The sequence below is a fragment of the Bradyrhizobium valentinum genome (genome assembly GCF_001440405.1).
In the GTDB taxonomy this organism is placed as follows: Bacteria; Pseudomonadota; Alphaproteobacteria; order Rhizobiales; family Xanthobacteraceae; genus Bradyrhizobium; species Bradyrhizobium valentinum.
The window spans coordinates 1-13,451 of sequence record NZ_LLXX01000036.1 but is presented as its reverse complement, the minus strand read 5'-3'; the positions used below and the strand labels follow the sequence as shown (position 1 = coordinate 13,451).

Here is a 13,451-nt window from a genome sequence, read left to right as displayed (position 1 = left end):
CGGGCGAACGCGTCGTCGGGAGTGAAGGTGACGAGCAGCATGGCTGCGGCTGCTGAAGCGATGAGAATTCGACGCAACAGGAGCGTACTCCGTTGAAAGGAAAGCCGCGTATACCTCGCGCAAGCGCAGAACCGCGGTCCGCCCGAAGCCTCGCCCGCGGGAGCTTCGCTCCGTTCACTTGGATCAAAACTCGCGTTCATCTACGTGAACATTCGCGTTGACCCCTAGTCACCTGCAGCGACGCAACCGGCGGACGACGCGGTACGCTCGACGTGCGTAAGCGACGGCAGGTGACTTCACGTCGGTTAATCGTTCTTAGGAGTGCAGACCGTCGCCGCGCATTCACCGCGTCACCGCACGCAGCGGCGAACAGGCGGTCCCGTTAACCGGTTTGGGTGGACCATCGGTCCCGTCCTTCTGGGACACTGCGCTGTAACGAGGAGCCCGTATGCCCGTTGGCGAGCACAACGTGATGACCCGCAGCTGTCGGTTCGTTGCGGAACTTAGGAAGGGAAAACTGCGTATTCCCTCGAACAGTGTGCCTCGAAGACCGTGCAAATAGGGGACAACGGGTGTTCAGTTGTATGATGAGCAGCGAGAGAAGATCCGAGAGGATCGCAAACACCTTGAAGTAAGGGCCCGCCGTCTATTAAAAAATTACCTGTCCGCGGATGGCCCGCGAAAGCGACAGTACTACGAAGTTGTCGCTGGAGCAGCTGCAGCATGTCAGCCTGATGTTACTGATCCAAACATGGAAGATCCGCAACTCGCTCAAGCCACTGCGGAAGCCGCGCTTAAGGTCGTTAAACTGCGCGAGCAGCAGGCAATCGATGACAACGATCAGTTAGCGACATTGATCACTGATGCTTACGCAACGGTAGCGGTCGCATACCGCCGTGCTTCCACAGTCTATAGGGTGGATGAGGAGATGCAGCAGCTAGGCACTGCCGCCGTGCACCTGCTTACCATGGCAACGTCATATATGGCGGCTCAATCAGCGGAGATAACGCCAGGTGACGACTCGTCCGATTAACGCATTGCCCACTATCCACCTACAGGAACCAAATAGACCGTCCAACATTCCATGGGCCTGGAGTCTGGCACAGATGCGAGAGCGGCGAGAGGACGGCATGAGATATCGCGACGTTGATTACACAATCGTCCAAGAACGACAGCTATGGAAGTGGGGTTTCGCAGTGTACAAGAAGTCACATACTGGCGAGGCCGCTACCAAAACCGAAGCGGTGTCAGAAGCCGAGCGCGCGATCGACCGCGCGTTATCTCTCGGAAAATTGCGGGTGGTTCGACAGAAGTCGGAACGCTAGTCGCGGCTGGTCCAGCGCGACCTGCGAGCCACGTCGCATCAAAGGAACGACGAATGGGGCTGTCCTGCTACGCCGGGCTTCCCGTCTCGAAAAAATGGCGGGGCGGCAAAGCAACTAAAAAACTCAGGCCCTGAGCGCGCGAAGGACATGCTCTCGTTGTCCCTTCTGCAGGCGCGGTTGATTGATCTCAAGCTGCCGATCAAGATCGTGGAAGGCGAGTAGTTCTTGATGTGGATCAAGGCCCGAATGAGACAGCGAACCGCAATCTTGATCGGTGAACATTAGCTCAGGGCACTCCAATGATAGAGTATGCCATTTTGATCGTCATGGTGGTCTTTGCCATTGGTTTTGGGTGGCTGTGGGTCATCGAGCAAAGGAAAAGGCAAAGGAGAAAAGCGCTTCAGCAAAAGGGGATCGAGCGATAGCCGAAGATCCCTCAACGCGGACCTCAACAGGATGCTGCTCCCCTGACTCTCAGGCGACGCTGAGATGGCCAAGTGGCTGCCGCCAAGGATCAAGAAGCAGGTAGGGACGTTACAGACATCGTCGCAGGGGGAAAAATTTCGACGTGAAGCATGCTTTTTGTTGAGGGAACCGGCAAGCATGCTTCATCCGTCCTCTGGCTCCGGGGAGGGAAAAATTTCGTCGATATGGTCACCCTGCGGACCGCTTCGGCTGGGGCGCGACCCGATTGAACCTAGCACGGCGAAACTAGTCGATTGGCACGAGCCGTTCGTTCCACTGCGCCGCTAGGTTCTTGATCTGGTCGAAATTCAGGATCGCCGGTTCACCCTCGCGGACGATTGTTGTCCGCTTGCGTTCCTTGGGTAGCAATGTCATCGCGCGCGAAACTGCCGCGCGCAGTTTCATCGAGCCGTGATCTGTGAGGGTGACGAACTCTTCCGGGTCAAGGGCCATGGGTCCACGCCTACATTACCGGCTGGCCCGCAAGCCAGCACACGCGCCCCGAATGCCCAACTCTCCAGATAATCCAACTTGGTTAATAGCCAGTTATCGTTCGGCTCTGTCATTTGAATTGGCGCGTGCGGTACATGCGTACTTGAACCTCGACCCATGCGTCGCCCGATTTCAAATGGTTGGCGGCTGCCGTCAAGCTCACAGCAGGGGTGTTCGCTCGTGCCGCACCTGCCACGGTAGCACACAGTGAGCCATGGCAGTCGCAATGGATCAGGCTACCGCTGTCAACCTGCCATCAGCATCCGGGTTTGCGCAAAGTAGACGCTTGCGAATGGCCTCTTCAACGAGCGCGAGCACCTCCTTGGCTTGTCGCGCTTCAGCTTCAGCAACTTCGGCACGAAGCTCTACGGCCGTCAACTTATCCTCCTGAGCTTCAATAAAGGACTGGGCTTGTTCCAGCGCTCGGCACGCATGTTGCAGCTTACGTTCAGCGGTGACGATGAGTTCACGTTGTGCCCGCTCGGCGGCCTCCGCTCGCATTTCGGCAAGCCGCAATCTTTCTAAGGCGCTTGTGCAAAGCGACTGGGCACGGGCTTCGGTATCGCGTGCGTGTTTCTCCATACCGCGGAAGACATCGGCCGCTTGATATACCAGATCGAGGGCTGTTGCTCCCTTGTCTGGTGCTAGCGGTGAGGGAAAGGTCAGGACGTCCTCCTCCCCTCAACTGACGCTCTGGAACTACGCTGCGCCATGTAGTTCAAGCTCATCGCGAACACACACGAGTAGCATCATGAATAGCTATGGTTAACGGATGGTTAACGGTTGTATGCCGGGAGTCGTCGCGACGGCGCCGGCGGGCAGTGGCACGCGAAGTCTATCAGCAACGCCCTTGAACGCGCTTAGAGTGCGAAGGGTAGAGCGAACGTTTTCTGGCAATCGAAGCATTCTTAACGCTCCTCCCTGGGGGAGAGAAAAAATTAGCGCACCAAAGCATGCTTATTGAAATCCGGCTTCGAGAAGGCGGCGTGCGTCATCCTCGACATTAACCTGAACGATGGGTCGGGTATCGAGCTGAGGCATCGTCTCAAAGCCGAGGGGATTTCCGTGCCGGTTATCTACATGACCGGGAATGAGCACCCTGCCGTTCGCACGGCTGCGCTGGACTCCGGGTGCATTGCGTTTCTAACCAAGCCATTCTCGACGCAGGAGCTGATTGAGCCGCTTAAGAAGGTTGCGGGCCAGCTCAACGGCGGGGACATGTTCTAACGCACCAGTGACGCTGCCACGCGCTCTGCGGGCCTATTGCCTCTCCCAGTTCCGCTGGTCTCATTTGCAGGATGGCGCTTGTTAAGAAACTCAACAGCGCAAAAAGGGCGAGCGGCGACATCCGCCGTTTCGGTTCGGCCGATGGCTGCGACTTCGCTGCCGAGCAGTGGAATTACTTAGCTGTGCCGGTCGTTGTACCTGTGCGCCGCTCCTCACGTCGCTCTGTGCGCCCTGTGCGCCGTTCGTCACGTCGCTCGTGCCGTCCGGCACGCCGCTCCTGACGCCGCTCCATGCCCGCGGTCTGAGCCTCAGCATCGGAAGCCGTAAGGGCGGCAGTGGATGCTAGGACGGGAAAGGCAGCAGCTTTTCCGAGAAGAGAAAGAGCCCTTCGACGGGAGATCGCTTCCGATTGAGGTTCACTCATGGTCAAAACTCCACGGAGGCTGGTGAGTGCCTATGCGGATGCAATTCCAAAATGCCTGTCTTGATTTAGATCAAAGAACTTGCGCAAGCGGCGCGTCGGTGTGGTCGCGGCCGTCGCCCGCTGAGCGGAAGGACGAGCCCGGCACAAGAAACGACAGAACGACAGGAGACAACCATGGCCGAGCCCGATGGCAGTGGGATTTCAGCGCGGTTGTGGAGGCTCCCTGGGCAGCTGCTGCTGGCGCTGATCAATGCGACGGCGATCTTGGTGATCATAGCTGCGATTGTTGCGCTCGTTGCGATTGCGCGCATCAACCATTTTGCCGAAAACGTCGTTGCAACGATGACTGAGGCCGTGCTGTCGAAAGTCGATCTGCCGCAGAAAGACGTGCTGGCGAACATCCGAAACCTGACGGTGGAAGTTCGCACGCTTGGCAACACCCTTCGGGAGATCAAGGCAGGAGAACGCCCGACCCTTCAACCCGAGTTGGCGCAACTCAAGGAGGCACTGACTGTCCTGAATGTCAGCGTCGACCGGCTCGGAAGCGCGAGATCGATCCTTACCGACGAAGCGATTGGGCAACTGGGCCGGACGGTCACCGACGCTCTGACGAAGCTGAGGGATTGCTCTCCCAGCGCTCGCCAAATGGCGTCTGACCGCATCCTCCGAAACAAGACGGTCGAAGCCCGGGAGCCCTTTCAGGAAGCCCATGAAAATTGAGTGCCGCATCCCCCGCCGCCCAAAACTGTCAGGCTAAGCATTCCTTATGACGTGCTTCTACTTAAGTGCGCCCGCCCTAAGGCCCTGGGCCGTTGTGCGCGAGAGGCGCCCATCTATCGTTCTGACACGGGTTTGCCATATTTCAAAAACGGAGTGTTGCCTTCAAGTCACGGACTTTGTCGGGAAAATCACGCAAACTTACAGTTGCAATTCGGAAGTTCGATTCAACCGCGATTGGCGTCGCGACCAGGCGACGCGGATGGAGAAAATAGATGAAGAAATTTTTGCTGGGGACTGTTGGTTTGCTTGCTCTCGGGATGGGCGCTCCCGCCTCGGCCGCCGATATGGCGGTCAAGGCACGGCCACCCGCGCCGGTGCTGGCTCCGATTTACGACTGGACCGGCTTCTACATCGGCGCCAACGGTGGCTGGGGCCAGAGCAGCAATTGTTGGGATTTCGTTGACCCGGCGTTCGGCACCTTCGCTGAGGGCTGCCGCGAGCGGTCCGGAGGCCTCGCCGGCGGCCAGATCGGGTATCGCTGGCAAGCCAATCAGTGGGTGTTTGGCCTGGAAGCCCAGGGCGATTGGGCGGATCTCAGCCACACGCGCGAAAGCCTGCTCTTTCCTGGGCTCTCCACTCGCATCAAAACCGATGGCATCGGCCTCTTTACCGGCCAGATCGGCTACGCCTGGAATCAAGCGCTGCTATACGTAAAGGGCGGCGCGGCGGTAACAAGCAACCGCTTTAGTGTCCTCGATACCCTTACCGGCGTTGAACTGGCCTCGGCAAGCGCGACCCGCTGGGGTGGCGCCGTGGGTGTTGGATTTGAGTACGGCTTTGCACCGAACTGGTCGTTCGGTGTTGAATACGACCACCTGTTCATGGGCGATACCAACAATACGTTCATTGTCGCACCTGTATTCAACAACCGGGTCAGCCAGGACGTGGATATGGTCACCTTGCGCGTCAATTACCGCTTCGGCGGTTTCGGCGCACCGGTCGCAGCGAGATACTGACCTCGTCCTATTACATCTGTTCCAGTAAAGTAGGCCGGCAGAAATGCCGGCCTATTTTGTTGGAGGTTACGATGGCTGAAAAATCTGTCAGGCCCGCGACCCGCCCACAATCGAACCAAAGGCAAGCCGCTGCCGATTGCATAAATCAAGCGCTTGAGAAGTCGGATATCGCCGAAATTTGTCACGCCATCGGCGCCGCCATCCATCTGTACAATATCTCTGACCTTGCGCAGAAATCTGGGCTTGCGAGGCCGAGCATTCATCGTGCGTTTGCAGGTGATCCAAAAAAGCCAAACTTCACGACTGTTTTGAATGTTCTCGGCGCAATGGGCTTCCGATTGCATGTCACGGTGCGCCGGGGCGCAGGAGCAGCGCGCTTGAAACCAGTTGCGAATTGCCAAGAGCCTGGACGGTGATGCGAACGGCAACGCACCGCTTCCCGGTAGGTTCGGCCGGATGTCATAGGACAGGTCGAAGCAACCTCACTTTATGAACCACCACCAGATTGAGAAAACGGCGGCATCAATGACAATTGAAATCAGAAACGCAGTTGCGACCAGCTTGAACAATTCCCACACGCACGCAAGTTCCAGTCGGCTCTATTGCCGCGTACGATCATTGAGCAGCCGCGTATGCACCCGAAGTTGCACAATTAATCTCACCGAATTGTTTGGGATCATTGTTGGTTGCGAAGGGCGTGTCGCTCGGACGACCTAGCCGGGGAGAGGAAAATCGGCGGAGAAAGAATTCTTTCAGACGCGCAGGACCGGGACGCTTGATGTGGATCAATGTCCCGCCTTGCGGCCGGTCATATGAGGCCGATGGTGCCACTGCGCATGAGGAGTGCAGTTGCCATGCGTCTTCATTCATATCGCGACGAATGCCACGCCCGACACTTCGATTTGATCGGCGGAGGCGGCCACCCTTGGTCAATTGACCTGGTCTCCGTCATAGCTTCGGGCGTCTTAGTCGTGGGCTTCGCCTGTGCGCTCATCGCCCATTCGGTCCATTAGGATTTTCCCGCTGGGCGTCACCACGAGCGAGCAGGGTTCGGTCGGAGGGCCGCGCGGGCCCCAAGGCTCGCTCCTTCCGGTTACCTTTCGATGGAATACGCCCCCTCCGTCGGAAGGGAAGGGCGGTGAAGTTCCCCAGCTTCACCGCCCGCTTTCTTCGCTTGATCGAGCAAGCGCGGCCTGACCGGCCTAGGTATCGCCTCGCGGCAAGGACTCAGAACTGGCTGCTTGAGTTGCTGACGACAAGGCCACGATCTGATGCCGAGCCCGCGTAGCTGCACTTATTGAGTATCTGGCGTGAGAAAATCACTGGGCTGCAGTTCCGAAGCAAGCGAATGACGCGGTGCCCAACTCTAAGCCGCCTGCAAACTTGGGTCAAAGAGAAGGGAGAACGCGTCATTGTGGTCTTCGAAGGCCGGGACACGGCGGGCAAGGGCGGCGTGATCAGCCGGATCACCGCACGCACCAGCCACGCGTCTACCGCCACGTGGCACTGCCCGCCCCCTCCGACCGCGAGAAGTCCCAAGTTTTCATCCAGCGCTACATCGCGCAATTCCCGGCGGCGGGCGAGGTCGTCCTCTTCGACCGCTCATGGTACAACCGGGCCGGGGTTGAGCGAGTGATGGGCTTTTGCACCGACGAGGAGTACGAGCGGTTCCTAACGATGGTCCCTGTGGTCGAGCGGGAGATGATCGTCAACAACGGTATCATCCTGCGCAAGTACTTTCTCGATGTCAGCCAGGACGAGCAGCGGCGCCGTTTCGAGGCCAGGATCAAAGACCGGATGAGACACTGGAAGCTGAGTCCGATGGACACTGAATCGGTGCGGCGCTGGTGGGATTACACGATGGCCTACCGGCGCATGATCGAGGCCACCCACACGTCATGGGCGCCATGGCACATCGTGCCGGCTGACAACAAGCGCCGCGCTCGGCTAAACCTGATCCGGCATCTGCTCGACAGCATCCCTTATAAGATCGACATAGAACTTCCCAAGATCCCCAAGGCGCAGCGGCGGCCCAAGGATGCTACGGAGGGCCTGAGCGCAGGCCAGGTGATCCCCAGCCACTACTAATGCCGCGGGCGGTTTTACTGCGTCAGGAATCCATATGCGACAATCCGAGCCACCATTCTCGTGAAAATCAGCAGTGCCGGGACGCCGTCAGAATTCCCGCTTACCAATAGCCCCAAGGCCGCCCGCCGTATCCGTAAGGTCGGTAGAAGCTAGCGGTCCCGGGTTCCTGGATTGCTTCCCAACTATAGTCGACCGGATAGTAGCTGTAGCCGCCGTAATACGGGCCGACGGGGTAATAGCCGCCGTAATACGGGCCGCCCCCATAATAGCCATATGCGCTGCTCGCGATCGCGCCACCGATTAGGGCACCAGCAAACGCGCCCGCTCCCCAACCCCGACCTCGATAGCCCCAGCCTCCGAAACCCCTGTGTCCCCAGCCGCCGCCCCGCCAGCCGCCCCAGCGGACCTGGATCGCACTGTCGCCAACCATTGATTTCATGGTTGCCACATTGGTCGGCAAAGGAGCCGCCTGGAGCGTCGCCATGTTGCTGGCCATCAAGGCTCCGGCGAATCCGCCTACGAATGCCATTCTGAGGGTGCGCATGTTCTCCTCCATCGCTGTTGGGAGAGACCACCACAGGCTTGGGATAGCCTCGGGCATGCGGTTGATCTAGGTCAAAGGACTGACAGCTTTTCAGGCTTGGACTTTTTCTGAGGAGTTGCGCGAACGAGTGCAGCGTGCAGCATGGCCACCGCCCGCTCGATTTGCGCCCCTGCACCTGCGGCGTGCACGAAGTTTGGAACCCTACCGACCTCGGGCGCTTGTCCGGCTTGTGCCGTAAGGAAAAGGCCTGCCTTAATGACGCAGGCCCAATGGGCCCTAGTTCAGCGCGGCACTAGGCGGGAGTTGATGTCCGCTTGCCCCGAATAGCGGCGCAAATGCGGACATGTCGATAGGTCTGGCCTGCGCAAAAAAACTTCTCTGGTACCTTTGATTTGAATCAACGCGACCTGCGGTGCGTGGCCATTTTTTTGCGGGTGCCTGGGGGCAACCTACCTAGGAGATCGCCGATGATGAAAATAGTAGTGGTCGGAGCAACTGCACTCTTCCTTACTGCATCGCCGATTGCCCACGCGCAAACGCCTTCTCCTGCGACTCCGGAACGGTTAAATGTAGCGGACCGGAATTCACTGATGGACTTGCGCATTGACCTGGTAAAGGCTGCGTTGCAGCTAACACCTGAGCAGGAAAAATACTGGCCGGCTGTAGAGAGCGCTATTCGTGCCAGGGCGGAGGATCGGAAAGCCCGTGTTGCAAAAATCCAAGAAACAGTGGGTAGACGGGCCGACGAAAGCCGTTTCGAGGTCATGCGCAATCGTGACCCCATTGCGTTTTTGCATCGGCGCTCGGAAACATTGGCTCAACGATCAGCCGATTTGGATAAGCTCGCCGAGGCGTGGCAGCCACTCTATCAAACGTTCAGTCCGGAACAGAGGCGGCACATGGCGGCCCTCGCGCTCTTTGTACTCCACGATATGAGTGAATCCGTAGAACGGCGTCGTGCGCAGTCTGAGGACGAGGACTAAAGCAAAGTAGTTCGATTCGTGCCTGCCGCATAATGGTCGGAGCGTATGCGGAACTGACTTTAAGCCTGGGCGATGTCCGCTTTGGATCAAGAGGCCGACATCCCCGGGGTCTTCAACGTCTGTCTGCAAGAACTCCGCTGAAATTCCGTTCTGTCAATCCACGAATTCCAGTTCATCATCAATACAAAGGCTGCCCGTAGACTCGGGCTCGAAATACCACCGCCACTTCTCTCCGGCGCCGACGAGGCAATCGAAAGAAGCGGTGACTTCCGCTAGTGTGCAGGTTTTCGGACCTGACCGGCTGGTCTATCGATGTCCGCTCACGCGGGGATTGTGTTGCAAAGGTTTTTTTTGGGGTGGCGAACGAAAATCCTTAGAGCCGCTGATCCGTTTTTACGCGCGGCGACGTGAGGGGCCAAGTCGCTTCATCCAAAATTGATCACGGACCTCCGTAGTGGCGCTGAAAAGCGACGCAGCAGCAGAGAAGTCAAAAAATCAACTTTCGCGAGATTTTTGGTGCTGTTCGATTTTCGACTTTTGCAACACAATCGCGGGCAAGGCGGACTTCGCGGCAGGACCCGGCGACTACCGAGTTTGACCCAAAGCCAACGTGGGTCGCTGAACAGCAGCGCGCCGCGGAGACTCGGCGGTTGTTGTCAGCAGCATCCTATGACACCATCTGAGTACCGAGTTGTTATGACTTCTAGATGCCTATGCCCCGTCGGAAATATGCTTGGGAAAAGCTATCGGATGAGCAGTTGCTCCAGCAACGCCTCAGTAGTCTGAGGGTTGCGGTCGAGGGCACTTGGCTCGAGGAATGTATCAGCACTCTTTATGAAGAGCTCGAAGAGCGGGGCATCCGGCTGCGGCCACATGCATGGATATCGAGCGAATGGTTTAGTCCGGCAGATGTGCCCGGCATTGCCATCCCGTTCTATCTCACCCATCCCCGCCTGATGAAGCTCGAGAAGAAAATGATGCTCGACGTCGAGGGTGGCTCCTGGTCCGAATGCATGGCCATCCTCCGCCATGAGGCTGGCCATGCCATCCAGCACGGCTATCAGCTGCAGCGCCGCCGGCGTTGGCAGCAGCTGTTCGGCCGGTCCTCAAAACACTACCCGCGTTACTACCGGCCCAATCCAGCCAGCCGGCAATATGTCCAGCATCTGCGGCTCTGGTACGCGCAGAGCCATCCGGACGAGGATTTCGCTGAAACCTTCGCGGTGTGGCTGCGGCCGCGTTCGAACTGGCGGACGCGCTATGCCGGCTGGCCAGCGCTGAAGAAGCTCGAATATGTCGACGAACTGATGGAGGAAATCGCCGGGAAGCGGCCGCTAGTCACGACGCGGGAACGTGTCGATCCGCTGCATGAACTCAGTCAGACACTCGGCGACCACTATAAAAAGAAGCAGGCGTTCTACGCCTTCAGGCCACCGAAGACTTACGACCGCGACCTCTCCCGGCTCTTTTCCGCCGATCCACGGCATCGCCGGGGGCAGCCGGCTTCTGCGTTCATCAGGCGGCACCGCGCCCACTTCAGGCGGCTGGTCGCGCGGTGGACGGGCGAGAACCAACTTACGCTTGATGCTGTACTTGACGACATGATCTCCCGCTGCCGAGAGCTCAATCTGCGCGCTGTCGGCTCCGATCGGAAGCTTGTTACTGACTTCACCGTCCTGTTGACCGCCAAGACCATGCACGCGCTGTTTGGTCCCTCGCGGCGAAAGTGGATCGCTCTGTGAGACGCCTGCGCGTTCTGGTGCTCATGCATCCGGACTTCGTGCCCCCGGACTCCACCGACGGATACACTGGGCGGCAAATCAACGAATGGAAAACAGAATACGACGTCGTGAGCACCTTGCGTGCGGCCGGCCATGATGTTCGCCCGCTCGGTGCGCAGGAAGAAATCAAGCCGGTGCGCGAGGCGATCGAAAGTTTCAAGCCGCACGTGGTATTCACGTTGCTGGAGCAGTTTCACAACGAGCCAAGGTATGACCAGCACGTCGCAAGCTATCTCGAACTGATGCAGATCCCGTATACCGGGTGTAACCCGCGTGGTCTGATCTTGGCGCGGGGCAAGGATCTGTCCAAGACATTGGTGCACCATCGCCGGATCGCGGTGCCGGCCTTCGCCGTATTCCCGATGCGCCGAAAGGTGAAACGCCCAGCGCGTCTTGCGCTGCCGTTGATCGTCAAGAGCCTGAACGAGGATGGATCCCGGGGTATCTCGCAGGCATCCGTCGTCGATACGGACGAGAAGCTCGCAGAGCGCGTCGCCTTCGTCCACGAGCGGATCGGGACCGCCGCGATCGCCGAGCAGTATATCGAGGGACGCGAGCTTTATGTCGGCGTGCTCGGCAACAATCGGTTGCGAGTGTTGCCGGTTTGGGAATTGAAATTCGGCACCATGGGCGGCCAGGCCATAGCCACCGAGAAGGTCAAACACGATCCCGGTTATCAGGAGCGCGTGGGAATTGTAGATGGGCCGGCCAGGAATCTTGCGCCGGAGGCACGCGCCCGCATTCAGCGAACAGCGAAACGCATCTACCGAACACTGGGGCTCGATGGATACGCGCGCATCGACTTTCGCCTCTCTGCCGACGGCACCCTGTATTTCATTGAAGCGAACCCCAATCCCGAAATCGCGAAGAGCCAGGAGTTCGCTACAGCGGCCCGGCATGACGGACTTGATTACCCGGGCCTCTTGCATCGCATTCTGGCGCTCGGAATAAGCCGGACAAACGCCGGCGCATCTGTAGGCTGAGACTGGTATGCGGAAGAGAGATTCCCATGCCCGATTCATCTATGTCCGGCTGTTTTGGTCTGCTCGAAGACTCGCAGTCCTGAGGATGTTTTAGCTTCTGATCCGCAAGCCAACTTGAGCCCGTTAGGGGATTGGGCCAAATAGTCGGAATACAACCGCCTAACTACGGCCTCCTCGATAGGATTCCTTTCCATGTCGCCTGTTGGCACCTTTGAGACATCCCGGCGCACGGTAACGATGTCTGCTTATAGGGGTAGAGCGGAAGTCGTCGGTACACGGCCAAACCGACGCGACCCGAAGCGGACCATGCAGCGAGGTCTGCGTTAACTGCTCGAGATAAAGCAGACGCGAGGATCACGTGTTAGCCAGCGCGTCATAAGACTCTTCGCTTCTGCGGTCGTTGTTACATTTATATGCAGCGCCATTGTTTATATGCAGCACTGTTGTTGCGCTTAGTTCGCCGTGATCTGGGCAAGTGGAACAACCGAGCCGTCTGGTGGCACAACCTACGAGGGCTTGGCGGCTGGCAGACAAATGGGCACCGCCTTTCAACAAGTATCATGGTCTAGCGTGGGCCCTCGGGCTTCTTGCCGCGTCCGAGCGCGAATTGACCGACCGGGCCCTCTACATGGAATTCGAGCCCAGTCATTCTTGAAAACAGATCGATATTGCTGGTGCCGATGGCGCAGCCACCAAGGCCCATATCGGTTGCAGCCAGGTAGAACGTCTGGATCATGCTGCCGACATCCTTCAGGATCAGCGAGTATGCGATTGAGCTGTATTTCCAGGAAATCCGCCCAAAACGCGCGGCGATTGTGATCAGGACCTGGGGTGGACCGGGTGCGTCCATGGCAAACTCGGCTGCCGCCGAAAGCGCCTGGAGGTGCAGTGCGGAGACCTCGATCGCTACCAACGCGTGGCCGCCCGCGTCGTAGTGGTACAGTCCGCGTGGAAGCTCCTTGCAGTTCGAGACCGCCAGATACAATTCCAATTCGTACGCGCTGCCAGCCGACGGATAGGGCCTTGTGCTGTAGGTGATCTCAGGACCGCCTTCGAAAGGCGCGCCGCTATTCCATTCCGATAGGACTCGGGCCGCGCCGTCTAGAAACTGCGCGAGCTCGGCGAGCGTGATCGGATGCTCGTCATCGAAATCTCGGACTGAATGGCGTTCGCGCAACAGCTTTGCGAAGGGCGAGATCGGATCCGAGATGAAGAATTTGTGCAGGTCGATCTTCGTGCCGGGCCAGGGCGGACGCACCGCGGGCAGCGGTGAAACGACGCTTGCATAGGCGAAGGTGCTGCCAACCGGATTGGCCTGTCGGCCCTCCGTGCTCCGCGTGTGAAACCCGAGATCGTGGAAATCCCAGAGAACGAGATTGCCGTCGCCTTCGTTCACCCGGAGG

Annotated in this window: 12 protein-coding genes and 1 pseudogene; 9 read left to right on the top strand and 4 right to left on the bottom strand. The window is 58.5% G+C overall.

Annotated features, from left to right (window positions below; all coding sequences use genetic code 11):
• The first annotated feature begins 580 nt into the window (after positions 1-580).
• Positions 581-1,033, top strand: coding sequence for a hypothetical protein (locus tag CP49_RS44340; protein ID WP_156438118.1), 453 nt, complete (start codon positions 581-583; stop codon positions 1,031-1,033).
• A gap of 1,003 nt (positions 1,034-2,036) precedes the next feature.
• Here the strand turns inward: CP49_RS44340 and CP49_RS06890 are convergent.
• Together CP49_RS06890 and CP49_RS42315 are read right to left on the bottom strand one after the other, a co-directional pair.
• On the bottom strand, positions 2,037-2,243 hold the full coding sequence (locus CP49_RS06890; RefSeq protein WP_057849544.1) for a hypothetical protein: 207 nt from the start codon (positions 2,241-2,243) through the stop codon (positions 2,037-2,039).
• A gap of 270 nt (positions 2,244-2,513) precedes the next feature.
• The gene (locus tag CP49_RS42315; RefSeq protein ID WP_082645888.1) at positions 2,514-2,864 is read right to left on the bottom strand and encodes a peptide chain release factor 1; all 351 of its coding nucleotides are present in this window, start codon (positions 2,862-2,864) and stop codon (positions 2,514-2,516) included.
• Positions 2,865-3,242: 378 nt separating this feature from the next.
• Here CP49_RS42315 and CP49_RS06880 point away from each other — a divergent pair, with 378 nt between their 5' ends.
• The 5 genes and pseudogenes from CP49_RS06880 to ppk2 all read left to right on the top strand — a co-directional run bounded on the left by CP49_RS06880 (position 3,243) and on the right by ppk2 (position 7,757).
• Positions 3,243-3,509: a response regulator gene (locus CP49_RS06880; RefSeq protein ID WP_057849542.1), complete on the top strand. Its 267-nt coding sequence runs from the start codon at positions 3,243-3,245 to the stop codon at positions 3,507-3,509.
• A 598-nt stretch (positions 3,510-4,107) separates the two neighbouring features.
• Complete coding sequence (locus tag CP49_RS06875; RefSeq protein WP_057849541.1) at positions 4,108-4,653, top strand: hypothetical protein; 546 nt, start codon at positions 4,108-4,110, stop codon at positions 4,651-4,653.
• A gap of 272 nt (positions 4,654-4,925) precedes the next feature.
• The gene (locus CP49_RS06870) at positions 4,926-5,669 is read left to right on the top strand and encodes an outer membrane protein (protein ID WP_057849540.1); all 744 of its coding nucleotides are present in this window, start codon (positions 4,926-4,928) and stop codon (positions 5,667-5,669) included.
• A gap of 71 nt (positions 5,670-5,740) precedes the next feature.
• Positions 5,741-6,085, top strand: a complete 345-nt coding sequence (locus CP49_RS44335; protein ID WP_156438116.1) for a helix-turn-helix domain-containing protein — start codon at positions 5,741-5,743, stop codon at positions 6,083-6,085.
• Between the two features lie 932 nt (positions 6,086-7,017).
• Positions 7,018-7,757, top strand: a pseudogene (gene ppk2 / locus CP49_RS06865) (polyphosphate kinase 2).
• Positions 7,758-7,857: 100 nt separating this feature from the next.
• Here the strand turns inward: ppk2 and CP49_RS06860 are convergent.
• On the bottom strand, positions 7,858-8,301 hold the full coding sequence (locus tag CP49_RS06860) for a hypothetical protein (RefSeq protein ID WP_057849547.1): 444 nt from the start codon (positions 8,299-8,301) through the stop codon (positions 7,858-7,860).
• Positions 8,302-8,768: 467 nt separating this feature from the next.
• Here CP49_RS06860 and CP49_RS06855 point away from each other — a divergent pair, with 467 nt between their 5' ends.
• The 3 genes from CP49_RS06855 (at position 8,769) to CP49_RS06845 (ending at position 12,048) form a co-directional block, all read left to right on the top strand.
• Positions 8,769-9,284, top strand: coding sequence for a Spy/CpxP family protein refolding chaperone (locus CP49_RS06855; protein WP_057849538.1), 516 nt, complete (start codon positions 8,769-8,771; stop codon positions 9,282-9,284).
• A gap of 758 nt (positions 9,285-10,042) precedes the next feature.
• A complete protein-coding gene (locus CP49_RS06850) occupies positions 10,043-11,026 on the top strand; it encodes a putative zinc-binding metallopeptidase (RefSeq protein WP_245310540.1) in 984 nt (327 codons plus the stop codon).
• Complete coding sequence (locus CP49_RS06845; protein ID WP_057849536.1) at positions 11,023-12,048, top strand: D-alanine--D-alanine ligase family protein; 1,026 nt, start codon at positions 11,023-11,025, stop codon at positions 12,046-12,048. Before CP49_RS06850 ends, CP49_RS06845 begins: the two co-directional genes overlap by 4 nt.
• A 565-nt stretch (positions 12,049-12,613) precedes the next feature.
• Here CP49_RS06845 and CP49_RS06840 read toward each other — a convergent pair.
• On the bottom strand, positions 12,614-13,451 hold an 838-nt coding region (locus tag CP49_RS06840; RefSeq protein ID WP_156438112.1), incomplete at its 5' end, for a SagB/ThcOx family dehydrogenase.